This is a genomic window from Leifsonia sp. NPDC056824 (assembly GCF_042789575.1).
Classification (GTDB): domain Bacteria; phylum Actinomycetota; class Actinomycetes; order Actinomycetales; family Microbacteriaceae; genus Leifsonia.
On the sequence record NZ_JBHUAV010000002.1, the window covers coordinates 637611 to 661473 of the forward strand.

Below are 23863 nucleotides of genomic sequence, written 5' to 3' on the forward strand. Positions count from 1 at the left end.
TTCTATTCGGGGACGACCGCGAGCTCCCGGTCGCGCGGCACCAGCGGGGCCGCCACCGCCGGGCAGACGGCGACCGCGGCGAACGCCAGCGGGAAGCCGACGAAGCCGATCAGCGCGCCGACGGCGGGTCCGACGACCGACGCCGCCAGGAACTGGCCGGTGTTCTGCGCGCCGAGCGCCCTGCCCGACCAGAACGGCCCGGCGATCTCGGCGACCGACGTGTAGGCGAGGCCGTTGTCGGCGACGGTGACGATGGCCGCGACGATCAGGATGACGGCGGCGGCCACCGAGCCGAGAGCCGAGGCCGCGCCCATCAGCAGCATGACGACGATCGCCGCGACGGACACCCAGCGCAGCGGCACCAGGTGGCTGCCGACCCGGTCGCTCAGCACGCCGACGCCGATCCGGCCGAGCGCGCCGGCGAACTGGCTGACCGCGATGACGATGCCCGCGGCGAGCGAGGTGAAGTGCAGCTCGGTGACGAGCCAGACCAGCCCGAACGTGGACACGGTGAACTGCGGGACGACCAGCAGCATCGACACCAAGTGGATGCGCCAGAGCAGGGAGGTCTCCCGGTACGGACGCCACGCGGCCTGCGGGTGGGTGTCCTCCCCCTCCGCCGTGCGACGCGGCGGCCGGGGCGGGTCGACGATCCCGATCGCGCACAGCACCGCGGAGACGCCGCACAGCACCGCGGGCACCGTGAGCGCCGCTGCGATCCCGCCGGAGGCCGCCAGCAGCGGGACGCTGATCGCGGCGATCGCGACGCCGAGCGGCTGGCACATCTGCCGGATGCCCATCGCGAGACCGCGCCGTTCCTTGGCGAACCAGCCGATCACCACGCGGCCGCTCGCCGCGTTGGGGCTGGCGGCCGCCATCCCGCCCACCAGGAACAGCGCGCCGAGCGCGATGTACGACGAGACGAACATGGCGGCGACCGCGGCGGCCGCGGTGACGGCCAGCCCGGACGCGATGACCCAGCGCTCCCCGATCCGGTCGCTCAGGGCGCCCCACGCGATCAGCGCGAGCACCAGCCCGAGGGTGGGCGCGGAGGCGAGCAGGCCGGCCTGCGCGAGGCTCAGCCCGCGCTCGGTGTGCAGCAGCGGGATGAGGAAGGCCGGGGTCGAGACGAAGACCGTCGAGGAGGCCTGACCGATGACGCCGAGGGCGAGCATGAGCCACGGTCGAGGGGTTCTGGTCGCCTGCCCGGTCTCGTCTCGTGTTTCTCGGTTCATACGGTATACCCTAGCGGTATACCGGCTTGGTATACCAACGAAGGAGACCGATGCCCGAGCAGCCTCACGTCTACGAGCGCCTGCGCTCCGCGATCCTCGACCTCGACCGCGTCCCCGGCTCCCGCATCACCGAGCGCGGCCTCGAAGCCGAGCTCGGCGCCTCGCGAACGCCGTTGCGCGCGGCGCTCATGCGCCTGGAGGCGGAGGGGCTGGTCCGCCGCGAGGGCCGCGGGTGGGAGGTCTCCCCCATCGACCTCGGCGAGATCGCCCGGCTCAGCGAGCTGCGCGACGCCCTGGAGACCGCCGCCGTGCGGCTGAGCGCCGTCCGGGCTGCGGATGACGACCTGCGCGCGCTGCACGACGACCTCGGCGCCTACGACCCCGACCGGCGCGACGAGGACGCGGTCGGCGCCGGCGCGGGCTTCCACGTACGGCTCGCCGCCCTCAGCGGCAACCACTTCTTCGCCGACTCGGTGTCCTCCGCGATGACCCGGCTGGCCCGCACCCGCTGGCTGGAGGTCCGCACCGCCGACGCGCGGCGCACCGCGTGGGAGGAGCACCGCGCGATCGTCGAGCAGCTCGCGGCGCGGGACGCGGACGCGGCAGCCGACAGCATCCACCGCCACATCGTCGGCACGCACGAGCGGCTGCTCGCGGCCCTGGACGCCGACACCCGCCTCCTCCGCGCCCGCGGCCTCACCATCCTCCGGCCCGAGAGGTGAGTCGTCGCGGGAATGACCGCGCGGATTTCCGCAACGAGTCACATCTCGGCGGCGGGGGTTAGGAGTCCTCGGGGGTCTCCGGGTCGGCCGGAGCGTCCGGCTCGTCGTCGTCGGGGAGGTCCTCGAAGAGGCCGGGCGGCGGCGTCAGCGTGACGGTGCCCGCGGCGATGTCGACCTCGGGCACGATCGCCTTCACGAACGGCACCAGGACCTCGCCGTCGGCCGTGCGGACGACGAGCAGGTCCTGTGCGGGAAGGTGGTCGACCCGTGCGATCGTGCCGACCTCCACGCCGTCGCGGCGTGCGCTCAGCCCGACCAGCTGGTGGTCGTACCAGGCGTCCTCCTCCCGAGGGAGCTGTTTGGCGTCCTGGCTCACCCAGAGGATGGCCTTCACCAGCGTCTCGGCCTCGGTGCGGTCGTCCACGCCGGCGAAGAAGCCGACCGGGTGACCGTTGTACCAGCGCAGCTCGATGAGCTCGAGGGTCTTGCCGTGCCATTTGGAGGCCGTGGGCACCTGGAGCGTGAACACCGCGCCGGGGACGAAGCGGTGCTCCGGCTCGTCCGTGAACAGCTCGAGCTTCAGAGCGCCCTTCAGACCGTGCGCCTTGGTCAGCCGGCCGACGCGCAGCTCGGTCTCACCCGGTCGCGGTGCGACCTCCTTGCGGGGCAGCTTGTGGTCCGCCACCTCAGTCGTCGACGACGTCGACGCGGACGCGTCGGCCGTCGGCCAGTGCGGCCACGATGGTGCGGAGGGCCTTGGCGGTACGGCCGGAACGGCCGATGACCCGCCCGAGGTCCTCGGGGTTCACTCGAACCTCGAGGACCTCGCCACGCGGCGAACCCTTGGCCACGACGTGCACGTCGTCCGGGTGGTCGACGATGCCCTTGACCAGGTGCGTGAGAGCGGGAGCGAGCAAGGTGTTACGCCTTCTCGCCGTCGGCCTCGGCCGTGATCTCCTCGGCCTCGGCGACGACCTCGGCCTCAGCGGCCTCCTCGGCCTCGACCTCGGCCTCGACGACGGCCTCCGCCTTCTTGGCGGTGTCGTCCTTCTTGGGCTTCAGGACCGGCTTCTTCTTCTCGTCGGCGACGAACGTCTCCTTGGCCTCGGCCGTCTTGACGGTCGAGACGGCGTTCTTGTCGCCCTTGAACTTTCCCCAGTCGCCCGTGAGCTTGAGCAGCACGAGGACCTGCTCGGACGGCTGAGCGCCGACGCCGAGCCAGTACTGAGCGCGCTCGGAGTCGACCTCGATGCGCGAGGGCTCCTCGGTCGGGTGGTACAGACCGATCTCCTCGATGACGCGGCCGTCGCGCTTGGTGCGCGAGTCGGCGACGACGATGCGGTAGTACGGAGCGCGGATCTTGCCCAGGCGCTTCAGACGGATTTTGACAGCCACAATTCTCCTGTGTTGACGTCCGGAACCCGCAGGGTTCCGGTGGATTCGTTGTCGAACTGACTGCCGTGGGCGTGGGGGCACACGCGGCAGGAGGTCTATTGTTCGTCCGTCGCGCCGGATAGAGGGTCGGGCACGATGAACTCAACTAGATATTCTGTCAGAAAAGCGCGCCCAATGAACAATCGGACGGACGGGGTCACAGCGATGCAGATCCAATTCGCAGAGTCGGAGCGCTCCACCGTGGGCATCGAGTGGGAGCTGGCGCTCGTCGACGGCGCCAGCGGCGACCTGGTGCAGATCGCGGACGACGTGCTCCGCGAGCTCGGGACGCCGGACGGCCAGGAGCATCCGCAGATCACCCACGAGCTGCTGCTGAACACCATCGAGTTGGTCAGCCGGGTGCACCACAGCGTCCCGGCCGCCATCACCGACCTGCAGGAGCTGGTCGCGCTGACCCGCGAGGTCACCGACCCGCTCGGCGTGGAGCTGATGTGCGCGGGCACGCATCCCTTCGCCCAGTGGTACGACCAGAGGATCACGCCGAACGAGCGCTACGACCGGCTGCTGGACCGCACGCAGTGGTGGGGCAGGCAGATGATGATCTGGGGCATCCACGTCCATGTCGGCATCGACGACCGCGACAAGGCGCTGCCGATCGTCAACGGGCTGCTCACCTACTACCCGCACCTCCAGGCGCTCAGCGCGTCGAGCCCGTTCTGGGCGGGCGCGCGCACCGGGTACGCCTCGAACCGCGCGCTCATGTTCCAGCAGCTCCCGACCGCTGGGCTGCCGTGGCAGTTCGGCAGCTGGGCCAACTACGAGGAGTACGTGCAGGACCTCGTGACCACCGGGGTGGTGGAGGACCACAGCGAGGTGCGCTGGGACATCCGGCCGTCGCCGCGCTGGGGCACCGTCGAGATGCGCGCGTGCGACGGGCTCTCGACCGCGGACGAGGTCGGGGCGGTCGGCGCGCTCATCCACTGCCTGACCGACCGGATGTCCGGCGACCTCGACGAGGGCGTCGAGCCGGTCACGCTGCAGCCGTGGTTCGTGCGCGAGAACAAGTGGCGCGCCGCACGCTACGGGCTGGACGCCGAGATCATCGTCGCGCCGGACGGCACGGAGCGCCTGGTGCGCGACCAGCTCCTCCAGCTCGTCGACGAGCTCGGCGACACGGCAGAGCGGCTGGGCTGCTCCGCCGAGCTCGCCACGGTCGCCGACGTGCTCGGCACCGGCGCCAGCTACCAGCGCCAGCTCGCCGTCGCCGAGACCAACGGCGGCAGCCTGCAGGCCGTGGTCAGCTCGCTCACGCACGAGCTCCGCAGCGGACTGGACCGGACGCCGCGGGACGCCGCCCAGCCCGGCACAGGCGGCTCATAGCCGTGCATAGAGCATCCATAGGCTCTTCGTTTAAGCTCGAAGACATGTTCCGCCACCGGCCTCTCGCCACCGCCGCCACGGCGCTCGCCGCGCTGCTGCTCGGCACGGTCGCCCTGAGCGGATGCGCGTCCGCTTCGTCCCAGCTCGCCGTCGGCGCCACCGTCGCGGCCGGCAAGCACCCGGTGGTCGCGATCGTCGGCGACTCGATCGAGTCGGGCATGGGGCTGGAGCCGTTCGAGGCCTGGCCCGCCCTCGTCGCCGTCGACCGGCGCTGGGGCCTGGAGAACTTCAGCCAGCCGGGTGCGGGCTTCGTCGCCGTCGGCGCCACCAACGCCGACTTCAACGGCCAGGTCGACCAGGCCATCGCCGCGAAGGCGAACGTGGTGCTGATCGGCGCCTCCGACAACGACCTCGGTCAGGACAACGCCTCCGTCGCCAAGGCGATGGCGGCCGCGGTCGAGCGGCTGAGCGACGCCCTGCCGAAGGCCCACCTGATCGGCTACAACGCTCTCACCGGGGAGGCCAGCGACAGCGACCTCGCTCCCCTGAACGCCGCACTCAAGCAGGCAGTGACCACGGCGGGCGGCAAGTGGATCGACCTCGGCCAGCCCTACCGCGGCCAGCTCGGCCTCGTCCAGGACGACGGCGAGCATCCCACGCTCGAAGGCCAGCAGGCGATCGCATCGGTCGTCCTGTCGAAGCTCGACGGGATCGTATGAGGCAGGCGATACGACGCGACGGTCGGGTGCGCCGCGTCGCGGCCGTCCTCGCCGTGGTCGCGGGCCTGGCGCTGACCGGCTGCACGACGCTCACCACGTCCGGGCCGGCGACCCCGTCCCCGTCGGCGCCGACGGTCCGGGCACAGCCCACGGCCGCGGCGATCGGCGACTCCATCGCGATCGGCTGGGGCGTGCCGGCCGACGACGCCTGGCCGCTCATCGCCGCGACCCGGCTCGGCTGGGACCTGACGGACCTCGGCGAAGGCGGCGCCGGCTTCACGAAGCCGGGGGTGAACACGCACGACTTCGACGACCAGGTCAGCGCGGCCATCCGGTTGCGCCCGCAGGTCGTCATCGTGGCCGCGACGCGCAACGACTCCGCCACGGCCGCCGCCGCTCCCGCGACGGTCAAGCGCGACACGGTGGCGGCGATCGACCGGCTGTCCACCGCGCTCCCGCGCACCACGATCGTCGGGATGGGCTCGGTCTGGGGAGCGACCGCCGCCGACCGGACGGCCACCGTCATCGACGAGGCCCTGAAGAGCGCCGTCCTCGCCGTCGGCGGCCACTGGCTCCCGCTGGGCCAGCCGTTCCTCGGCAAGCCCACCCTCATGCAGTCGGACGGCATCCACCCGACCAGCGCCGGCCAATCGCTGCTCGGGAGGACCGTGGCTGACGCGATCGCGAAGGCGCGGATCGAGCCGGGACCCGCTCGCGGCTAGGGCCGGCCGGCACGATCCGACACGCCCGGGCGGGATACACAGCGATCTGCCAGTCAGGGCGGTCTAGCCTCACCTCGTGCCCACCCGTCCCCGCCTGATCGCCGTCGTCGCGATCGCGCTCGCCACAGCCGCTCTCGCCGGCTGCTCCTCGGCCGTCACCGCGCGCCCGGTCGCCGCCGGCGGCACGGCCGTCGCGGCCCCTGCTGAGCACGCGAAGCCGCAGGTCGTCGCCATCGGGGACTCCATCGCGTTCGGCAAGGGTGTCCGCCCCGATCAGGCCTGGCCCGCGCTCGTCGCGGCGCAGCACGGCTGGACGCTCACCGACCTCGCGGTCTCGGGCTCCGGGTTCGTCAAGCCGGGCTGGAACGGCGACACCTACCGCGAGCAGGTCGCCACCGCCGTCGGCCTGCACCCCGACTACATCCTGATCGCGGCCACCAGGAACGACCGCACCGAGAGCGCCGCGCTCGTGGCCTCCTCGGCGGACGAGCTGCTGGGTGAACTGCGCGACACGTTCCCGCGGGCGCGCATCATCGGCATCACGACGGTCTGGGGCGCGGACACACCGCCGCCGACCGTGGCGACCGTCAACGGGATCGTCGAGAAGGCCGTGACCGGCGTCGGCGGGACCTTCCTCGACATCGGCTACCCGCTGGCGGGACACCCGGAGCTGGTGCAGGCGGACGGCATCCACCCGAACGCGGCGGGCGAACGCGCCGTCGCGAAGGTCATCGAGGACCGGCTCGCGCCGCTCGGCGTGACCTCCTGAGCAGTCGCGGGGCCTAGCGCCCTGGCGTCATCGCCCCATGAACTTCTGCAGGGCGGCCAGCTCCTCCTCGCTCGGGCCTCCGGCCTTCGCCTTGTTGCCGGAGCCGAGCCCGAAGCCGGTGCCTGCCGGTGCGTTCCCCGCCGGCTTGACACCGGAGGCGAGCGCCGCGTTCTCCGCGGCGCGCTTGGCCGGGTTGCCCGAGCGGGAGCCCTTCTTCTTGGGCTGCGGCTTGCCCTTGCCCGCGTAGCCGGCGCCGGGGATCGGGCCCATGCCCGGAACGTTCGGAACGCCACCCTTGGCAACGGTCTTCATCATCTTGGCGGCCTGCTCGAAGCGGTTGACGAGCTGGTTCACCTCGGTGACCGTCGTGCCGGAGCCCTTGGCGATGCGCAGGCGGCGGGAGCCGTTGAGCAGCTTGGGGGTGGTGCGCTCGGCCGTCGTCATCGACTGGATGATGGCCTCCGTGCGCACGATCTCGCGCTCGTCGAAGTTGTCGAGCTGCTGCTTCATCTGGCCCGCGCCGGGGAGCATGCCCATCATCTTCTTGATGGAGCCCATGTTGCGCAGCTGCTGCATCTGCTTGAGGAAGTCGTCGAGCGTGAAGCTGTCGGTCGCGAACTTCTCGGCGACCTTGCGCGCCTCGTCCTCGTCGAAGGCCTCCTGCGCCTGCTCGATGAGGGTGAGGATGTCGCCGAGGTCGAGGATGCGCGACGCCATGCGGTCGGGGTGGAACGGCTCGAAGTCGTCCAGGCCCTCGCCGGTGGAGGCGAAGATGATCGGGCGGCCGGTGACCGAGGCGACCGAGAGGGCCGCGCCGCCGCGCGCGTCGCCGTCGAGCTTGGAGAGCACGACGCCGGTGAAGTCGACGCCGTCCTGGAACGCCTTGGCCGTGGCCACGGCGTCCTGACCGATCATCGCGTCGATCACGAACAGCACTTCGTCCGGGTCGGTGGCCTTGCGGATGTCGGCGGCCTGCTTCATCAGCTCGGCGTCGACGCCGAGGCGTCCTGCGGTGTCGATGACGACCGTGTCGTACTGCTTGGTCTCGGCGAACTTCATGGCGTCCTTGGCCACCTTCACCGGGTTGCCGACGCCGTTGCCGGGCTCCGGCGCGTAGACCGGGACGCCGGCCTGCTCGCCGACGATCTGCAGCTGGGTGACGGCGTTGGGCCGCTGGAGGTCGGCGGCGACGAGGAGCGGCGTGTGGCCGTCCTTGATCAGCCACTTGCCGAGCTTGCCCGCGAGCGTGGTCTTACCCGCGCCCTGGAGGCCGGCGAGCATGATCACCGTCGGCGGCTTCTTGGCGAACTGGAGGCGGCGCTGCTGACCGCCGAGGATGGCCACGAGCTCCTCGTTGACGATCTGGACGACCTGCTGCGCCGGGTTCAGCGCCTTGTTGACCTCGTCGGACAGCGCGCGCTCGCGCACCTTGCCGGTGAACTCCTTGACGACGTCGAGCGCCACGTCGGCGTCGAGCAGGGCGCGGCGGATCTCGCGCACGGTGCCGTCGACGTCGGAGGGGGTGAGCTTGCCCTTGGTGCGCAGGTTCTTGAAGGTGTCCGTCAAACGGTCGGACAGGGAGCCGAAAGTAGCCATGATCGTAGAAGTCTACCGGGCGAGGCTGGCCGGTCGCCGAGGCTGCGCCGCGCGCGTCAGGGCGTCGTGTCGGGCCTGCGGGTCAGCCCTGCGTGTCGACCGCGACCACGTCGCCGCGCACGTCGAACGAGACCGTCAGGATCGCATCCGTCTCGTCCGGGCTGATCGAGTAGTCGAACGTCGCGAAGACCTCGTCCTCGCCGGCCTGGTCTGCCTGCACCGTCACGGTCAGGAGCTGGAGCGAGCGCAGCACGTCCATCGCGATGTCCCCCGAGTTGTAGACCAGGAGGTCGAGCAGCGACTCCCCCAGCTTGTCCACATGCTCGTCGATGTAGCTCGTCGTCGCCGACTGCTGGGAGCTCAGCTCGGCGATCAGCGCGTCCCTGGCCCTGGCGTCGAAGCCCTCCAGCGCCTGGATGAGCGCCGCCGCGGAGTCGAGGGCGAACTCCCCCACCGCGCGCTCGTCGTCGGCGCGCAGCTCGACCTCCACCGCCTGATCGGCGAGGTCGACCGTGTCGTTCCAGGCGAGGCCGCCGGAGGCCGTCTCGTCGATGACGCCGAAGTAGTCGTGTTCGATGGCCATGCCGTCCCCTATCCGACGAGCTGCTGCGCGAAGACGTGCGGGGTGAAGCCGGTCAGGTCGTTGATCCCCTCGCCCTGGCCGATGAGCTTGATCGGGAGGCCGGTGCGCTCCTGCACCGCGAGGACGAAGCCGCCCTTCGCCGAACCGTCGAGCTTCGTCAGCACGAGGCCGGTCACGCCGGCGTGCTCCAGGAACGCCTCGGCCTGCGCCAGCCCGTTCTGTCCGGTGGTGGCGTCGAGCACCAGCAGCACCTCCGCGATCGGCGCCTGCTTCTCGACCACGCGCTTGATCTTGGACAGCTCGTCCATCAGGCCGCCCTTGGTCTGCAACCTGCCCGCGGTGTCGATGATGACGATCTCGGTGCCGTCGCGCTTGGCCTTCTCGACCGTCTGGAACGCCACGGACGCCGGGTCCTGGCCCTGCTGCTGCGGCCGCACGATCTCCGCTCCGGCGCGCTCCGCCCAAGTGGCGAGCTGCTCGACCGCCGCGGCGCGGAAGGTGTCCGCCGCGCCGACGACGACCGTGCGGTCGTAGGTGCGCAGAAACTTGGCGAACTTGCCGATGGTCGTGGTCTTGCCGACGCCGTTCACGCCGACCACCAGGACGATCGCGGGACGCTCGCTGAGCTTGAGCGTGGTGTCGAGCTTGGAGAGCCGCTCCTCCATCGTCTCGCGCAGCATGCGCTGGAGGTCGGCCGGGTCGGTGGTGTGGTATCGCTCGACCTTGGCGCGCAGGTCGTCGACGACCGCTTCGGTGACGTCCGGACCGAAGTCGGCGGTGATGAGCGCCGTCTCCAGATCGTCCCAGGTGGTGTCGTCGATGGTCTTCCTCGCGAACATCCCGCGGAGGGCGCCCGACAAGGACCAGGGGGTGCGGTCTGCCATGCACTCAGACTAGTTGGTACGGTGGCGCCATGTTCTCCCTCGTGGCGGTGTCGGCGGAGCTCGCGGAGCAGCTCGTCGCGATCGACGAGGACGGGGAGGACGCCGTCCATCAGGCCCGCATCCGGGTGCGCAGGCTCCGCAGCGTCCTGCGGGTCTACCGGGCCGCGTTCGAATCGCATGCCGCGCTCGGCATGCGACTGCGGCTGGAGGCGCTGGGCGACCGGCTCGGCGCCGTGCGCGACCTGGAGGTCAAGGCCGACACCCTCGAGGACCTGTTGGAGGCCGACGACGAGCCGGAGCTGGTCGACGCCGTCTCGGCGGAAGCGGCGGCGACCCGTTCCGCCCACGAGGAGGCGCTCAGTTCGTTGCTGCGTTACCTGCACGGCCCGGTGGTCAGGGCGCTCCTGGCCGACCTCCAGATGTTCGCCGCCGAGCCGCCGCTCTCGGCGAAAGGCAGGAAAGACCCCGCGCGGGTGACGACGCGCGGTCTGGCGAAGGCGGTGGAGAAGGTGCACCGCCTGCGCGGCGACAGCCTTGAGGAGCGCCACGCCACCCGCAAAGCGGCACGAAAGGTGCGTTATGCGGCCGACGCGGTCGCGGACGAGCTCGGCCGCTCTGCCGTCCGGCTCGCCGCAGCGGCCAAGGCCGTCCAGGACGCGCTCGGCGACAACCGCGACGACCTCCTGCTGGCGCACGAGTTGCGCGAGCAGGGCCATGTCGGCCTCGCCATGCGCTGCGAGCGGCGCGCGGCGGACGCCCTCGACGGGATCGACGGCAAGCTCGCCGCGATCGCGTTCGAGGGAGCGGACGCCTAGGCGGAGGCCTTCTCCTGCGCGACGCGCTGGCCGACGACGGCCGAGACGCCGTCCTGGCGCATCGAGACGCCGTAGAGGGCGTCGGCGATCTCCATCGTGCGCTTCTGGTGCGTGATCACGATGAGCTGGCTGTTCTCGCGCAGGTCCTCGAAGATCGTCAGCAGGCGACCGAGGTTGGCGTCGTCGAGCGCGGCCTCCACCTCGTCCATGATGTAGAACGGGCTGGGGCGGGCCTTGAAGATCGCGATCAGCAGCGCGACCGCGGCCAGCGACCGCTCGCCGCCGGACAGCAGCGAGAGGCGTTCGATCTTCTTGCCGGCCGGCTTGACTGACACCTCGATGCCGGTGGTGAGCAGGTCGTCCGGGTTCGTCAGCGAGATGTGCCCGGAGCCGCCGGGGAACAGGATCGGGAAGACGCGCTCGAAGGCGGCCTCGGTGTCCGCGAAGGCCGACTCGAAGATGGTCTGCATCTTCTCGTCGATCTCCTCGATGATCGTCACGAGATCCTTGCGGGTGTTGGTGAGGTCGGTGAGCTGCTCGGTGAGGAACTTGTGCCGCTGCTCAAGGGCCGCGAACTCCTCCAGCGCGAGCGGGTTGACCCGTCCGAGCTGGCCGAGCTTGCGCTCGGCTGAGGCGAGGCGCTTCTGCTGCTGCTCGCGGACGTAGGGGGTGCCCGGGCGCTCCTCGCCGTCGGCCTCCGCCTCGGGTGCCTCGTCCTCCTCGCGGGTGTCCGGCGGAACCGGCACGTCCGGCCCGTACTCCGCCACCAGCACGTCCTCCACGAGGCCGAGCTCGCTGCCCGCCCGCTCCAGCAGGCTGGACAGGTGCAGCTTCTTCTCGTAGATCTGCAGCTCCAGGCCGTGCACCGACTCGGTGATGCCGTGCAGGCGCTCGCGCAGGGCGGCCTCCTCGCGGCGCACGGTCGCGAGCTCCTCATTCTGGCTCGCGCGCTGCGCCTCGGCGGTGGCGAGCTCCAGGCGCGCCTGCGACACCGAGCGGTCGGCGGAGGCGAGCACCGCGGGCAGCACGTCCACGACCCCCTCTGCCGCTTCCCGCTGCCGGCGGCGGATGACGGCACGGCGGGCGGCCTCCTCGGCGGCGGCGCGCTCGGCCTCCAGCTGCCGGGACAGCGCCTCGCCGCGCGCCTGCTCCGCACGCACGCGCTCCTTCGCGGTCTCGACACCGAGCCGCGCCTCCACCTCAGCCTCGCGCGCCGCGTCGAGCTCCACGGACAGGGCGTCACGGGCGGAGACGTCGAGGATCGGCCGCGGACGCGAGCGGGCGACCTCCAGCTCCGACTTCGCCGTGTCCGCCGCGGTCTCGGCCTCGGCGACGCGTTCGGCCGCCTGCTCCAACGCACGGCTCAGGCGCTCGGACTCGGCCTGGGAGGCCTCGAGCTGCACGCGCACCCGGTTGAGCTGCTCCGTCTGCGCGGCCAGCTTCGCGTCGAACTCGCGCAGGGCCGTGAGCGCGTACTGCGACTGCTCCTTGGCCACCTGCACGACGCCGCGCTGCTCGGCGAGAGCGAAGCGGGCGCGGTCGATGAGGGAGGTCACCTCACCGAGCCGCTCCTCGGCGGCGTCGCGGTCGGCGAACAGCTCGATCCGGCTCTGCTTCGCACCGGAGCCGCCGCGCAGCACGAAGTCGGTGAGCACGTCACCGGTGCGGGTGATCAGCGTGACGGGGCCGCCGAGCTTCCTGGCGCGGAAGGCGTCGGCGGCAGCCCGGGCGGACTCCACATCGTCCGCGATGGCGGTGAAGGCGAGCAGGCCGAGCACGCCGTCCGGCGCCTCGACGACCGAGCGCGCGGGGACGACACCGGCGATGCCGCTCAGGTCGACTTCCGGGGCTGCCGCGTCGGCGACCACGACCTCCACCCGCCCCAGGTCGTCGCCGGCGGCGTGCGAGACGGCGTCGAACGCGGCGTCCCTGCTCTCGGCGAGCACCGCGTCGGCCAGTGAGCCGAGGGCCGCGGCGACGGCGGCCTCGAAACCGGGGTGCACCCGGATGTGCTCGGCGGCCAGACCGCGCACGCCCGGCAGCCGCGCCGCGACCAGCGCGGCGGAGCCGTCCTTCTGGTCGAGGGCCAGCGAGAGCGCGGACGTGCGGGCAGCAAGGGCGTCGCGCTCGCGTTCGAGCGCGTGGAGGTCCTCGCGCAGCTTCTCGATGAGGCCCTCCGCCTCGAACACCTCGGACTGGGCGAGCTCGTACGCCTCGTCGAGGCTGCCCTCGCCCATGTCGGCTGTGACGGCCTCGGCCTCCCGGGAGGCGAACTCGGCCTGCGCCTTCTCGCGGCGCTCCGTGGCGGCGTCGAGCGCGTTCTGCTGACGGAGCACCTCGCCGCGCACGGCGGCCAGTCGCTGGCCTGCGGCCTCGGCCTGGCCGTTCAGCTTGCTGATCTCCAGGTCGTGCTTGGAGACGAGCGCGCTCTGGGCGGCGATCTCGTCGTCCACCGAATCGAGCCGGCCGCGCGCGGCGCGGGTCGCGGACTGCGCCGCCTCCCAGGCCGCCTCGGCCGCCACGACGGCGGCGCGCAGCCGCTCCACCTCGTCGGCGGCGTCCTGCACCATCTGCGGGCTGACCCGCGGACCGTCGTCGGTGGTCTCGGCCTGGCTGCCGAGCAGAGCGACTCGCTGGGTCGCGAGCGAGTAGAGGCTGCGCAGGCGGTCCTGCGCCTGCTCCAGCGCGAACGCTGTGCTGCGCGCGACGTCGACCGCATCGCCGATCTGCGCCTGCTCCAGTCGGGCGCGGCGGAGCTGTTTCTGCTCGAGCTGCTCCTGCAGGACGATCTGCTCGCTGTGGCGCGATGCCTCGGTGCGAGTGTGGTCGTCCAACGAGCGACGCAGTCCGACCACATCGTCGGCCAGCAGGCGCGCGCGGGCGTCGCGGACGATGGCGGCGATGGACTGAGCCTCGCGCGCGATCTCGGCCTGGTGGCCGAGCGGCTTGAGCTGCCGGCGCACCTCGCCTGCGAGGTCGCTCAGCCGGGTGAGGTTGGTCTGCATGGCCTCCAGCTTGCGGAGGGTCTTCTCCTTGCGGCGGCGGTGCTTGAGGATGCCTGCGGCCTCCTCGATGAAGCCGCGGCGCTCCTCCGGCGTGGCGCGCAGAACAGCGTCGAGCTGGCCCTGGCCCACGATGACGTGCATCTCGCGGCCGAGGCCGGAGTCGCTGAGCAGCTCCTGCACGTCGAGCAGGCGGCAGGACTGGCCGTTGATGGCATACTCGCTGCCGCCGTTGCGGAACAGCGTGCGCGAGATGGTGACCTCGGTGTACTCGATCGGCAGGGCGCCGTCACTGTTGTCGATCGTGAGCTGCACCTCGGCGCGACCGAGCGGGCCCCGGGTGGAGGTCCCGGCGAAGATGACGTCCTCCATCTTGCCGCCGCGAAGCGTCTTGGCGCCCTGCTCGCCCATCACCCAGGCGAGGGCGTCGACCACGTTCGACTTGCCGGACCCGTTGGGCCCGACGACGCAGGTGACGCCCGGCTCGAAGGCGAAAGTCGTCGGCGTTGCGAACGACTTGAAGCCCTTCAGCGTCAGACTCTTCAGATACACATGCAGAATCTACCCGACCCCCCGCGCCACCCCGCGCAGCCGAGGGGCACGTCGTTGTCACTTTCCGGGCGGAAAAGCGACAACGACGTGCCCCTCGGCGGTGGATAGCAGCGCAGCGTCAGCCGACGCCGAGGTAAGCCTCCTTGATGGCGGGGTCGGCGAGCAGCTCGCGGCCGGTGCCGGAGCGGGTGATGCTGCCGGTCTCCAGCACGAAGGCGCGATTCGCGCGGGCCAGCGCCTGGTTGGCGTTCTGCTCCACGAGCAGTACGGTGGTGCCCTGCTTGTTGATCTCCGTGATGATCGAGAAGATCTGCCGGATGAACTGCGGAGCCAGGCCCATCGAGGGCTCGTCCAGCAGCAGCAGCCGCGGGTTCGACATCAGCGCGCGCCCGATGGCGAGCATCTGCTGCTCGCCGCCGGACATCGTGCCGCCGGCCTGCGTCTTGCGCTCGGCGAGCCGCGGGAACAGCGAGAACACCCGGTCGAAGTCCGGACCCATGTTGGATCGGTCCTTGCGGCCGAACGCACCCATGTCGAGGTTCTCCATCACCGTCATCCCCGGGAAGATCCCGCGGCCCTCCGGAGCCTGCGAGATGCCGCGGACGACGCGGATGTGCGCCTTCATCTTGGTGATGTCCTGGCCGTCGAACAGGATGGAGCCGGTCGACGGGTTCAGGATGCCCGAGATCGTCTTCATCGTGGTCGACTTGCCCGCGCCGTTCGCGCCGATCAGGCTGACGATCTCGCCCTCCTCGACGGAGAACGACATGTCGTGGATCGCCTCGATGCGCCCGTAGGAGACGCTGATGTTCTTCAGTTCAAGCAACGTCATCTTCTGGCTCCCCGAGGTAGGCGGCGATCACGCGCGGGTCGTTCCGGATCTCCTGCGGCACGTCGTCGGCCAGCTTGCGGCCGAACTCCAGCACCACGATGCGATCCGTCACGCCCATGACCAGCTTCATGTCGTGTTCGATGAGGAGGACGGTGTACCCGTCGGCCCGGATGGTCCGGATGAGGTCCATCAGGTCCTCCTTCTCCGCCGGGTTGAAGCCGGCGGCCGGCTCGTCCAGGCAGAGCACCTTGGGGTCCGTCGCGAGGGCGCGAGCGATCTCCAGGCGGCGCTGCGACCCGTAGGGCAGCGACCGGGAGAGGTCGGCGGCGTGGTCGGCGATGCCCACGAACTCGAGCAGGGCCATGCCGCGCTCGATCGCGGACTTCTCCTCCCGCGTGTGCCGCGGCAGCCGCAGCAGCGCGCCGGGCACCGACGTGCGGTGCCGGGCGTCGAGGCCGACGACCACGTTCTCCAGCGCCGTCATCTCGCCGAACAGGCGGATGTTCTGGAACGTGCGCGCCAGTCCGAGCCGGGTGATCCTGTGCTGCTTCTGGCCCTTGATCGACTGGCCCTCCAGCAGCACGTCGCCGCTGGTCGGCTTGTAGACGCCGGTCATGGCGTTGAAGCACGTTGTCTTGCCCGCGCCGTTCGGCCCGATCAGGCCGAGGATCTCGCCGCGGCGGATGTCGAACGAGACGTCGTCGAGGGCGAGGAGGCCGCCGAACTTCACCGTGAGGTTGCGGACCTCCACGATGTTCTCGCCGACCTCGACCGCGATCTCGCGGTCGGGGGCCGCGGCCTCCGCGACCTCGAGGTCGATGCCTGCCGCCTCCAGCTCCTCCTCGTTGGCGCCGAGGGCCGGCTCCTCCTCCGGAACCGCTGCAGTGTTCTCGTCGCTCATCGCGCGCCTCCCTTCGCGCTCTGCGCCACTCTTCGATACGCGAGCCGCCCGTACGCCAGGAGCTTCTGCCGCGCCGGGAACAGGCCCTGCGAGCGGAAGATCATGATCAGCACGAGCGCGATGCCGAAGATCAGGTACTTGTAGTCCGCGATCGCGGTGAACCGCAGCGGGATGTACGCCACGATCGCGCCGCCGATCATCGCGCCGACCTTGTTGCCCGCGCCGCCGAGCACGACGGCCGCGAGGAACAGGATCGACGTCTGGACGTCGAACTTCTGGTTGTTGACGAAGCCGACCTGCCCGGCGAACAGCGCTCCGGAGAGGCCGCCGACGCCGGCGCCGATCGCGAACGCCCACACCTTGTACTTGAAGGTGGGAACGCCCATGATCTCGGCGGCGTCCTCGTCCTCGCGGATGGCGATCCAGGCGCGGCCCACGCGGCTGCGCTCCAGGTTGCCGACCAGCAGCAGGATCACGATGATGATCGTCACCGTGAGCCAGTACCAGGGCACGCCGTTCGAGTTGGAGAAGATCGGGATGCCCTTGGCGGTCTCCCCCGGCGGGTGCCCGACGTTCTGGAAGCCGACCTGGCCCTTCATCGCCGGGATGATCGTGGCGAGGATGCGCACGATCTCACCGAAGCCGAGCGTGACGATCGCCAGGTAGTCGCCGCGGAGGCGGAGCGTCGGCACGCCGAGGATCACGCCGAACGTCATCGTGACCGCCATCGCGACCGGCACCGTCCACAGGTACGGGATCTTGATGAACGGCGAGTCGGGGCTCGTGAGCATGGCCGCGGTGTACGACCCGACGGCGAAGAACGCGACGTAGCCGAGGTCGAGGAGGCCGGCGTAGCCGACCACCACGTTCAGGCCGACCGCGATCAGTCCGTAGGTGGCCATCGCGAAGCACGCGAGCGGCCAGTCGTTACCGGGCTCGGTGGTGAGCGGGAAGAAGTTCAGGTACGGCAGCGCGTACGCCACGGCCACCACGATGAGCAGCCACGCCCACTGCACGGCCCGCGGGAGGCCGTTCCAGTAGTCGCGCAGCGGCTGCAGCGGACCCTTCTTCTTGCTCGCGCGCGACGCTTCGAGGGCGTCGCCCGCCTGCTCCGAACGGCCGTCGGGCAGGACCTTGGGACCTTCGGTCGTGCTCATGCGCGGCTCCTTCCGAGCGAGGTGCCGAGGATGCCGGTCGGCTTGATCAGCAGCACCAGCACCAGGACGACGAACGCGACGACGTCGGTCCACTGCGAGTCGCCCAGCAGGATCTGGCCGTAGTTGCCGATCACGCCGAGCAGCAGGCCGCCGAGGAGCGCGCCGCGCACGTTGCCGATGCCGCCGAGGACGGCCGCGGCGAACGCCTTGACGCCGAGCACGAAGCCGCCGTTGTAGATCACGCCGGAGGGCACCAGCATCACGTAGAACAGGGCGGCGGCGCCGGCGAGGACACCGCCGGTGATGAACGTGATCTGGATGATCCGCTCCTTGTTGACGCCCATCAGCGTGGCTGTGTCGGCGTCCTGCGCGACGGCGCGGATGCCGCGGCCGGTGCGGGTGCGCCGGATGAACCAGTCGGTGGCGATCATCAGGATCACGGACGCCACCACGATGATGATCTGCTGGCTGTTCACGATCGTCCCGAAGACGTCGAAGATCGGCGTCGGGATGAACATCGTCACCGCCGGCTCCGCGTTCGCGCCCCGGATCAGGAAGATCAGGTACTGGATCGTGAACGAGGCGCCGATCGCCGTGATGAGGAACACGAGGCGTGGCGCGTTCCGTTTTCGCAGCGGCCGGTACGCGACGCGTTCGAGCACCCACGCGGTGAACGCGGACGCCGCCATGCCGACGAGGAGGGCGAGCAGCAGGTCGCCGATGATCGCGACCGGGCTCAGGTTGGGGGCGCTCGGGCCGAAACCGAGCGAGGTCAGGGTGATCACGACGCCGTACGCGCCGACGATGAACACCTCGGAGTGGGCGAAGTTGATGAGGTTGAGCACGCCGTAGACCAGCGTGTAGCCGACGGCGATCAGGCCGTAGATGGCTCCGAAGGTCAGGCCGTCGAAGGTGGCGCTCCAGAAGTTCTGTATGAGCGCGTTGACATCGAAGTTGATCCACGAGTTGTCGAGGACCGGATGGACGAGGAGGAGGGTTTCGAGCATTCGAGCTTCCAGTGTCAGTGCCGGATCGTCGTTGGTCCGGCTCAGTTCTTACGAGCGTAAGTCGAAACAAAGGTGCCGCGGGCCACGGTGGCCCGCGGCACCTTCGTGTGTCGCGTTATCCGCCGATGGTTCCGATCGGGACGATCTTGCCGCCCTCGACCTTGTACCCGTAGACGGTCGGCGCCTGGAGCTCACCGGTGGAGTCCCACTTGTAGTGCTTGCTCAGGCCGTCGGCGTCGTAGTTCTTCACGTAGTCGACGAGCTTCGCGCGGGCGGTGTTGCCCTTGTCGATGCCGGAGAGCAGGACGGTGGTGGCGTCGTAGCCCTCGATCGAGTAGGTGCCGGGCTCGGCGCTCGCGAGCGACTTGTAGGCCGATTCGAACGACGGGATCAGCTCGCCCGGGATGCAGGGGCAGGTGAAGTACGCGTTGCTGGACGCGTCGCCGGCCAGCTTGATGAACTGGTCGTCCTTCACACCGTCGGGGCCGACGAACGTGCCCGTGTAGCCCTTGTTGACCAGCTGCTGGTCGAACGGCGCACCCTCGGCGTAGTAACCCGAGTAGTACACGGCGTCGGGCTTCGCGTTGAGGATCTTGGAGATCACCGCGGAGAAGTCCTTCTGGCCGGTCGTCACCTTGTCGGTGCCGATCAGCGCGCTGCCGAGCGCCTTGGAGGTCGTCGTGCCGAGGCCGATTCCGTAGTCGGAGTCGTCCTGGACCAGGTAGACCTTCTTGGCCTGCAGCTTGTCGGTCATGAACTTCGCCGCCGCCGGGCCCTGCACGGCGTCGTTGCCGAGGCCGCGGAAGAAGGTCTTCCAGCCGTTCTGGGTCAGCGCCGGGTTGGTCGCGGACGGGGTGATGTGCACCAGGCCCTGCTGCTCGAAGATGTTGCCGGTGGCCTTCGACTCACCAGAGAACGGCAGGCCCACGACGCCGATGATGTCGGCCTCGTTGACCGCCTGGGTGACCGGGCCGGTCGCCTTGTTCGGGTCGCCCTCGGTGTCGAACTTCTTGAAGCCGACCTGGCATCCCTTGTTGGCCGTGTTGTGCTGGTTGATGGCCAGCTGGATGCCGTTGAAGATGTTGATACCGAGCTGGGCGTTCGGGCCGGTCTCGGCTCCGACGTACGCGATGGTGAGCCCTGACGGGCAGGTGGCCTTGCCGTCACCCGCGGGGAGAACCGCGTCCTTCGGGGTGGAAACCGAGGTGATAGCCGGGATGTTCACCTTCGAGTTGGTGTTGGTGGAGCCACCGGTTGACGGCTGGTTGGCGCACCCAACGAGGAACAGTGCGACTGACGCTGCAACAGCCGCACCGATCGTGACTTTCTTTCCTAGCATCTTCTGCCTCTCGACGTGAATCCGTGTCGAACGCGGCGTGTTTGCCTCGTCGCACCACGAATATGTGTGCTGAGACTACATGCGATGCAAGCATTTGCACCCGCCATTCGGGCCCAGATTTACACGATCGAAACCAAACCGTTCGGTGCTCTTCACAGCGATCCGAACCCGCGTTAGTGTGGGCGGTTGGCCGCATATCCGAATCGACGACAGCGGGAGGCAGCGGTGCGCATCGAGCGGCTCTCGCCTCCCCCGGCACTCGGCACTCCGGAGTCCCTGCTGTTCGAGGAGCTCGTCGGCGTCCTGAACGGGATCAGCGTCGCCCTCTGGAAGGCCGACGACTTCGTGGAGACGGCCGAGGAGGCCCTCGCCGCGTTCCGCGCGCAGGAGTACCAGGAGAAGATCCTGCTCGTCGCGATCGAGGACGGCGTGGTGGTCGGGCGCGTCCAGGCCGACTTCCCGCTCGACGAGGCGGCCGAGACGATGAGCCTTCTGGTCGACGTGGCACCGGAGGCGCGCGGCCGCGGCATCGGGTCGGCACTGCTGGCGGCCGGCGAAGAGCTGGCGGCCGAAGGCGGCCGGCGCATCGTCAGCGCGTACACCGAGCACCCGGCGAGCACCCTGGCCGACAGCGTGTCGGTCATCCGCGCCCGCTCCGGCACCGCCGGGCTGCCTGCGGAGTCGCGCGACGTGCGCTTCGCTCTGCGGCACGGCTACCGGCTGGGCCAGGTGGAGCGCTCCAGCGAACTGCTGCTGCCGCTACCCCGGGCCACGGAGGCCGGCCTTGCGAGCACGGCGGCCTCCGCCACCGGCTACCGCGCGGTGTCCTGGCTCGGCCACGCACCCGACGACCTGCTCGAACCGTTCGCCGCGCTGAAAGCGCGTATGTCGACGGACATCCCGCAGAGCGGCATCGCGGTCGACCGCGAGGAGTGGACGGGCGAGCGCGTGCGCGCACAAGAGCGCGAGCTGGCCGAACGCGGCGAGCCGCTGCTGGTCACGGCCGCCGAGCACATCGACACCGGCGAGCTGGCCGCGTACACCGAGATCGCGGTCCCGGCCGACGGCGACAAGGCCGAGCAGTACGACACTCTGGTCGCCATCCCGCACCGCGGCCACCGCCTCGGCACGCTGGTGAAGCTCCAGAACATCCACGAGCTGGCCCACCACGCCCCGCACATCCACCGGCTTCTGACCTGGAACGCGGACGAGAACGCCCCGATGCTGGCGATCAACCGCGCGTTCGGGTTCCAGCTGCACGCGCTGACGGGGCACTGGCAGAAGACGGTGGGGTGAGGCGCGAGCGGCTACAGGTGTCGCGTCGGGTCCATGCGCTGGTGGAGGATGCGGATGACATCGACGCCGTCGCCACTCTCGATGTAGAAGAGAAGGTGGCTCCCGATCGCATAACGCTGGTAGCCCGCACGGATGTCGTCACACGGACGTCCGCGGTCAGGTCCGGCCGCCACCCGTTCGATCGCGGCGCGGATCTCGGTCACGGAGGTCTCTGCTTGGTGCGCACCCCAGTTCTCCTCGGAGAAGTCCCAGATCGAGGAGAGGTCGCGGCGAGCAGCCGGGGACAGCCGGAACGGGCTCACGACTTCTTCGCTGCGATGAACGCGTCGAAGTCGAATGCTTCCGGCTCGCCGCTCTCCTCGCCGGCGATCAGGGCGGCCCGGAGCGCGGACATCTGCGTCTCCTGGTCCTCCAGCAATCGCAATCCCGCCCGCACGACCTCGCTCGCCGAGCGGTATCGTCCCGTCGCCACTTCGTGGGCGAGGAAGCCGGCGAAGTGGTCGTCCAGGCTGATCGACGTGTTCATGGCCATGCGGCCAGGTTACCAACTATTGGTACTTACCGCAGCCGTTGGCAGTGCGGGCAGAAGTGCGACGAGCGGTTCATGAAGCGCTCGCGCACAATGGGCGTCCCGCACCGCGGGCACGGCTTCCCCTCTTGCCCGTACGCGTTCAGGCTGTGGGCGAAGTACCCCGAGTTGCCGTTCACGTTCACGTACTGCGCGTCGAAGCTCGTCCCGCCTTCGGCAAGTGCCTTCTCCAGCACATGGCGCACCTCGGCCAGCAGCGTGCGGGCCTTCGCGCGGCTGAGCGACGACGCCGGCTGCTCGTAGTGGATGCGGGCGGCCCAGAGCGCCTCGTCGGCGTAGATGTTGCCGATGCCGCTGATCACCGTCTGGTCGAGGAGGACGCGCTTGATCCCGCTGTTCTTGCGGGCGAGGGCGGCGTAGAACCGCGCGTCGTCGAAGGCCGGGTCGAGCGGGTCGCGGGCGATGTGGGAGACCTGGGTCGGGATGAGCGGCTCGGACGTCCCCAGGCCGGCGGCGGCGCCGTCCGCGGTCGGGATCAGGGTGTCCACGGCCATCGAGCCGAAGATGCGCTGGTCCACGAAGTTGACCCACAGTTCGCGGTGGTCGCCGGGCAGGGTCGCTGCGGTCTCGATGTGCAGGCGGATGCGGAGCAGTCCCGCCTCGTCCCAGCCGGGCTCGCGCAGCAGGATCTGGCCGCTCATCCCGAGGTGCGCGACGATGGCGCGGCGCGGGCTGCCCTGCAACGGTATCCAGAGGAACTTGCCGCGGCGGGCGGGCTCCTCCATCACGCGACCGGTCAGCAGCGTCTCGAAGACGCCGGCGACGGGGTCGTGGCGTTTCAGCGAACGCGGCTCGAAGACCTCGACACCGAGGATGGTCGCACCCGTGACCGCCGGCGCCAGGCCGGCGCGGACGACCTCAACCTCGGGGAGCTCTGGCACGGCGGCGGGTCAGCTCGGTCCAGGCGCTGAGCGCGGCGGCCATCTCGGCCTGCTTCTTGCTCGTGCCCTCCCCCGTCGCGGTGACGAGGTCGCCGACCGAGACGGTGGCGTGGAAGGTCTTGGAGTGGTCGGGGCCCGTGTTCGTCACGGTGTAGACCGGGAGGCCGGCGCCGCGATGGGCGGCCGCCTCCTGAAGGCTCGTCTTGGGGTCCATCGCCGCCCCGAACCGGTCGGGGTCGGCCAGCAGCGGGTCGACCAGGCGCAGCACGAGCGCGGTCGCCGCCTCGCCGCCTGCGTCCAGGTAGGCGGCGCCGATCAGCGCCTCCACGGTGTCGGCGAGGATGGACGCCTTCTCGCGGCCGCCGCTCTGGTTCTCGCCGCGGCCGAGCCGCAGGTACTGGCCGAGGCCGATGCTGCGCGCGACCTCCGCGAGCGCCACCGAACTGACCAGGCTGGCCCGGCGCTTCGCCAGCTCACCCTCGTCGAGGTGCGGGTTCTCCCGGAACAGCTTGACGGTGACGGCCTGGCCGAGGATCGAGTCGCCGAGGAACTCCAGGCGCTCGTTGTTGGGGATGCCGCCGTTCTCGTACGCGAACGAGCGGTGGGTCAGCGCAAGCACGAGAAGCTCGGGGTCGATGTCGACCCCGAGCTTCTCGATGAGGGCGGAGCGGTCAGTGTTCTCGCCGACCACGTTCCTGTTTCCCCCTACTTCGTTGCCTCGCGTGCTGTTCAGCCCTGTGGGCGAATCAGACGTCGGCGACCTTGCGGCCCTTGTACTCCATGAAGAGCGCGGTGCCCGCGGAGTCCTCGACGACCTTGGCACGGTGCGGAAGGCTGTAGACGACCTTGCCGTTCTCGATCGACTTGACGAGCGTGGGGACCTCGGCCTTCCACTGCGAACGACGGGCGTGGGTGTTGGCGCGAGACTGCTTCCGCTTCGGAACGGCCATGACTATCTCTCTTCTCCAGCCCCGGCGGCCGGGGCGTTGTTGCTGGTGGACTCGGTGTCGGAAGCCTGGAACGCCGCGAGCGCGGACCAGCGAGGATCGACGGTCTCGTTCGGCTTGCGGTCCGGTACATCCGCCAGCCTCTCCCCGGTCTCTGGATCGAGACCCGGGCAGTCCGGCCGGCACACCGGCTGAAACGGCAGTGACAGCACTACCGCATCCCTGATCAGAGGTTCAAGATCCACGTGGTCGTCGTGAACCTCATAATCGAAAGCTTCCGTAGAAGGATACGCGAAAAGTTCCTGGAAATCGACTTCGACAGGCTGGTCGATGTCGATCAGGCAGCGCCCGCAGACGCCGGTGGCGGTGGTCTCGGCCTCCCCGGTGACGAGGATTCCCTCGTGCATCGACTCCAGCCGGAGGTCGAGTTCGATGGTCGAGCCCTCCGGCACGGACAGCAGTCCCTCGCCCAGCTTGTCGCCGATCGGAAGGCTGAGGTGCTGCTCCCGCATCTCGCCAGGGCGCCGCATGATGTCGTAC

The 23863-nt window shown here is 70.1% G+C and carries 26 protein-coding genes; 7 read left to right on the forward strand and 19 right to left on the reverse strand.

Annotated features, from left to right (window positions below):
- Positions 1 to 2: 2 nt before the first annotated feature.
- Positions 3 to 1235 carry an MFS transporter gene (locus ACFRFH_RS12590; RefSeq protein ID WP_382463334.1) on the reverse strand — a complete coding sequence of 411 codons (1233 nt, stop codon included), beginning with the start codon at positions 1233 to 1235 and terminating at the stop codon, positions 3 to 5.
- A gap of 50 nt (positions 1236 to 1285) precedes the next feature.
- On the opposite strand from ACFRFH_RS12590, the gene ACFRFH_RS12595 reads away from it, so the two are divergent.
- Positions 1286 to 1957 (forward strand): GntR family transcriptional regulator, encoded by a 672-nt coding sequence (locus ACFRFH_RS12595; protein WP_382463335.1) that lies wholly within the window; start codon positions 1286 to 1288, stop codon positions 1955 to 1957.
- A gap of 58 nt (positions 1958 to 2015) precedes the next feature.
- On the opposite strand, the gene rimM is transcribed toward ACFRFH_RS12595, so the two are convergent.
- The 3 genes from rimM to rpsP are packed head-to-tail and all read right to left on the reverse strand — an operon-like array spanning position 2016 to position 3352.
- Entirely contained in the window at positions 2016 to 2642 is a 627-nt protein-coding gene (rimM, locus tag ACFRFH_RS12600) for a ribosome maturation factor RimM (RefSeq protein WP_382463336.1), read from the reverse strand.
- A 1-nt stretch (position 2643) separates the two neighbouring features.
- Complete coding sequence (locus tag ACFRFH_RS12605; RefSeq protein WP_179606430.1) at positions 2644 to 2874, reverse strand: RNA-binding protein; 231 nt, start codon at positions 2872 to 2874, stop codon at positions 2644 to 2646.
- Positions 2875 to 2878: 4 nt separating this feature from the next.
- Positions 2879 to 3352: a 30S ribosomal protein S16 gene (rpsP, locus tag ACFRFH_RS12610; RefSeq protein ID WP_382463337.1), complete on the reverse strand. Its 474-nt coding sequence runs from the start codon at positions 3350 to 3352 to the stop codon at positions 2879 to 2881.
- Between the two features lie 204 nt (positions 3353 to 3556).
- Between rpsP and ACFRFH_RS12615 the strand changes: the two genes are divergently transcribed.
- The 4 genes from ACFRFH_RS12615 (at position 3557) to ACFRFH_RS12630 (ending at position 6942) form a co-directional block, all read left to right on the forward strand.
- Positions 3557 to 4732, forward strand: a complete 1176-nt coding sequence (locus tag ACFRFH_RS12615; protein ID WP_382463338.1) for a glutamate--cysteine ligase — start codon at positions 3557 to 3559, stop codon at positions 4730 to 4732.
- A gap of 44 nt (positions 4733 to 4776) precedes the next feature.
- Positions 4777 to 5451, forward strand: coding sequence for an SGNH/GDSL hydrolase family protein (locus ACFRFH_RS12620; protein WP_382463339.1), 675 nt, complete (start codon positions 4777 to 4779; stop codon positions 5449 to 5451).
- Positions 5448 to 6173: an SGNH/GDSL hydrolase family protein gene (locus ACFRFH_RS12625; protein ID WP_382463340.1), complete on the forward strand. Its 726-nt coding sequence runs from the start codon at positions 5448 to 5450 to the stop codon at positions 6171 to 6173. The genes ACFRFH_RS12620 and ACFRFH_RS12625 overlap by 4 nt, the downstream gene beginning before the upstream one ends.
- A gap of 76 nt (positions 6174 to 6249) precedes the next feature.
- A complete protein-coding gene (locus tag ACFRFH_RS12630; protein ID WP_382463341.1) occupies positions 6250 to 6942 on the forward strand; it encodes an SGNH/GDSL hydrolase family protein in 693 nt (230 codons plus the stop codon).
- A 27-nt stretch (positions 6943 to 6969) separates the two neighbouring features.
- On the opposite strand, the gene ffh is transcribed toward ACFRFH_RS12630, so the two are convergent.
- The 3 genes from ffh to ftsY form a co-directional block, all read right to left on the reverse strand.
- The gene (gene ffh, locus ACFRFH_RS12635; protein WP_382463342.1) at positions 6970 to 8538 is read right to left on the reverse strand and encodes a signal recognition particle protein; all 1569 of its coding nucleotides are present in this window, start codon (positions 8536 to 8538) and stop codon (positions 6970 to 6972) included.
- A gap of 82 nt (positions 8539 to 8620) precedes the next feature.
- The gene (locus tag ACFRFH_RS12640) at positions 8621 to 9121 is read right to left on the reverse strand and encodes a DUF2004 domain-containing protein (protein ID WP_382463343.1); all 501 of its coding nucleotides are present in this window, start codon (positions 9119 to 9121) and stop codon (positions 8621 to 8623) included.
- Between the two features lie 8 nt (positions 9122 to 9129).
- Positions 9130 to 10005 (reverse strand): signal recognition particle-docking protein FtsY, encoded by an 876-nt coding sequence (ftsY, locus tag ACFRFH_RS12645; protein ID WP_382463344.1) that lies wholly within the window; start codon positions 10003 to 10005, stop codon positions 9130 to 9132.
- Between the two features lie 29 nt (positions 10006 to 10034).
- Between ftsY and ACFRFH_RS12650 the strand changes: the two genes are divergently transcribed.
- Complete coding sequence (locus ACFRFH_RS12650) at positions 10035 to 10820, forward strand: CHAD domain-containing protein (protein ID WP_382463345.1); 786 nt, start codon at positions 10035 to 10037, stop codon at positions 10818 to 10820.
- Here the strand turns inward: ACFRFH_RS12650 and smc are convergent.
- The 6 genes from smc to ACFRFH_RS12680 form a co-directional block, all read right to left on the reverse strand.
- Positions 10817 to 14374 carry a chromosome segregation protein SMC gene (gene smc / locus ACFRFH_RS12655; protein WP_382463346.1) on the reverse strand — a complete coding sequence of 1186 codons (3558 nt, stop codon included), beginning with the start codon at positions 14372 to 14374 and terminating at the stop codon, positions 10817 to 10819. The genes ACFRFH_RS12650 and smc overlap by 4 nt on opposite strands.
- A 118-nt stretch (positions 14375 to 14492) precedes the next feature.
- Positions 14493 to 15200: an ABC transporter ATP-binding protein gene (locus tag ACFRFH_RS12660; RefSeq protein WP_370057407.1), complete on the reverse strand. Its 708-nt coding sequence runs from the start codon at positions 15198 to 15200 to the stop codon at positions 14493 to 14495.
- Positions 15193 to 16107, reverse strand: coding sequence for an ABC transporter ATP-binding protein (locus tag ACFRFH_RS12665; RefSeq protein WP_382463347.1), 915 nt, complete (start codon positions 16105 to 16107; stop codon positions 15193 to 15195). The genes ACFRFH_RS12660 and ACFRFH_RS12665 overlap by 8 nt, the downstream gene beginning before the upstream one ends.
- Positions 16104 to 17264: a branched-chain amino acid ABC transporter permease gene (locus ACFRFH_RS12670; RefSeq protein WP_382463348.1), complete on the reverse strand. Its 1161-nt coding sequence runs from the start codon at positions 17262 to 17264 to the stop codon at positions 16104 to 16106. Before ACFRFH_RS12670 ends, ACFRFH_RS12665 begins: the two co-directional genes overlap by 4 nt.
- Positions 17261 to 18271 (reverse strand): branched-chain amino acid ABC transporter permease, encoded by a 1011-nt coding sequence (locus tag ACFRFH_RS12675; RefSeq protein WP_382463349.1) that lies wholly within the window; start codon positions 18269 to 18271, stop codon positions 17261 to 17263. Before ACFRFH_RS12675 ends, ACFRFH_RS12670 begins: the two co-directional genes overlap by 4 nt.
- A gap of 115 nt (positions 18272 to 18386) precedes the next feature.
- Positions 18387 to 19496: a branched-chain amino acid ABC transporter substrate-binding protein gene (locus tag ACFRFH_RS12680; protein ID WP_382463350.1), complete on the reverse strand. Its 1110-nt coding sequence runs from the start codon at positions 19494 to 19496 to the stop codon at positions 18387 to 18389.
- 339 nt (positions 19497 to 19835) lie between these two features.
- On the opposite strand from ACFRFH_RS12680, the gene ACFRFH_RS12685 reads away from it, so the two are divergent.
- Positions 19836 to 20906: a GNAT family N-acetyltransferase gene (locus ACFRFH_RS12685; protein ID WP_382463351.1), complete on the forward strand. Its 1071-nt coding sequence runs from the start codon at positions 19836 to 19838 to the stop codon at positions 20904 to 20906.
- An 11-nt stretch (positions 20907 to 20917) separates the two neighbouring features.
- On the opposite strand, the gene ACFRFH_RS12690 is transcribed toward ACFRFH_RS12685, so the two are convergent.
- The 6 genes from ACFRFH_RS12690 to ACFRFH_RS12715 are packed head-to-tail and all read right to left on the reverse strand — an operon-like array spanning position 20918 to position 23853.
- Entirely contained in the window at positions 20918 to 21208 is a 291-nt protein-coding gene (locus tag ACFRFH_RS12690; protein ID WP_382463352.1) for a type II toxin-antitoxin system RelE/ParE family toxin, read from the reverse strand.
- Positions 21205 to 21438 (reverse strand): type II toxin-antitoxin system ParD family antitoxin, encoded by a 234-nt coding sequence (locus ACFRFH_RS12695; RefSeq protein ID WP_382463353.1) that lies wholly within the window; start codon positions 21436 to 21438, stop codon positions 21205 to 21207. The genes ACFRFH_RS12690 and ACFRFH_RS12695 overlap by 4 nt, the downstream gene beginning before the upstream one ends.
- Positions 21439 to 21464: 26 nt before the next feature.
- Entirely contained in the window at positions 21465 to 22376 is a 912-nt protein-coding gene (gene mutM / locus ACFRFH_RS12700; RefSeq protein WP_382463354.1) for a bifunctional DNA-formamidopyrimidine glycosylase/DNA-(apurinic or apyrimidinic site) lyase, read from the reverse strand.
- Entirely contained in the window at positions 22354 to 23067 is a 714-nt protein-coding gene (gene rnc / locus ACFRFH_RS12705) for a ribonuclease III (RefSeq protein ID WP_382463355.1), read from the reverse strand. Before rnc ends, mutM begins: the two co-directional genes overlap by 23 nt.
- A 55-nt stretch (positions 23068 to 23122) precedes the next feature.
- On the reverse strand, positions 23123 to 23326 hold the full coding sequence (gene rpmF, locus ACFRFH_RS12710; RefSeq protein WP_055919953.1) for a 50S ribosomal protein L32: 204 nt from the start codon (positions 23324 to 23326) through the stop codon (positions 23123 to 23125).
- Between the two features lie 2 nt (positions 23327 to 23328).
- Complete coding sequence (locus ACFRFH_RS12715; RefSeq protein WP_382463407.1) at positions 23329 to 23853, reverse strand: YceD family protein; 525 nt, start codon at positions 23851 to 23853, stop codon at positions 23329 to 23331.
- Positions 23854 to 23863: the final 10 nt, after the last annotated feature.

Bases quoted from the DNA above. Each gene is read 5' to 3' on its own strand.
- ffh (WP_382463342.1), bottom strand. From the start codon at position 8,538: ATGGCTACTTTCGGCTCCCTGTCCGACCGTTTGACGGACACCTTCAAG.
- ACFRFH_RS12670 (WP_382463348.1), bottom strand. From the start codon at position 17,264: ATGAGCACGACCGAAGGTCCCAAGGTCCTGCCCGACGGCCGTTCGGAG.
- ACFRFH_RS12595 (WP_382463335.1), top strand. From the start codon at position 1,286: ATGCCCGAGCAGCCTCACGTCTACGAGCGCCTGCGCTCCGCGATCCTC.
- ACFRFH_RS12665 (WP_382463347.1), bottom strand. From the start codon at position 16,107: ATGAGCGACGAGAACACTGCAGCGGTTCCGGAGGAGGAGCCGGCCCTC.
- ACFRFH_RS12695 (WP_382463353.1), bottom strand. From the start codon at position 21,438: ATGGCCATGAACACGTCGATCAGCCTGGACGACCACTTCGCCGGCTTC.
- ACFRFH_RS12615 (WP_382463338.1), top strand. From the start codon at position 3,557: ATGCAGATCCAATTCGCAGAGTCGGAGCGCTCCACCGTGGGCATCGAG.
- ACFRFH_RS12590 (WP_382463334.1), bottom strand. From the start codon at position 1,235: ATGAACCGAGAAACACGAGACGAGACCGGGCAGGCGACCAGAACCCCT.
- ACFRFH_RS12625 (WP_382463340.1), top strand. From the start codon at position 5,448: ATGAGGCAGGCGATACGACGCGACGGTCGGGTGCGCCGCGTCGCGGCC.
- ACFRFH_RS12640 (WP_382463343.1), bottom strand. From the start codon at position 9,121: ATGGCCATCGAACACGACTACTTCGGCGTCATCGACGAGACGGCCTCC.
- ACFRFH_RS12650 (WP_382463345.1), top strand. From the start codon at position 10,035: ATGTTCTCCCTCGTGGCGGTGTCGGCGGAGCTCGCGGAGCAGCTCGTC.
- ACFRFH_RS12620 (WP_382463339.1), top strand. From the start codon at position 4,777: ATGTTCCGCCACCGGCCTCTCGCCACCGCCGCCACGGCGCTCGCCGCG.
- ACFRFH_RS12675 (WP_382463349.1), bottom strand. From the start codon at position 18,271: ATGCTCGAAACCCTCCTCCTCGTCCATCCGGTCCTCGACAACTCGTGG.
- rpmF (WP_055919953.1), bottom strand. From the start codon at position 23,326: ATGGCCGTTCCGAAGCGGAAGCAGTCTCGCGCCAACACCCACGCCCGT.
- ftsY (WP_382463344.1), bottom strand. From the start codon at position 10,005: ATGGCAGACCGCACCCCCTGGTCCTTGTCGGGCGCCCTCCGCGGGATG.
- ACFRFH_RS12715 (WP_382463407.1), bottom strand. From the start codon at position 23,853: ATGCGGCGCCCTGGCGAGATGCGGGAGCAGCACCTCAGCCTTCCGATC.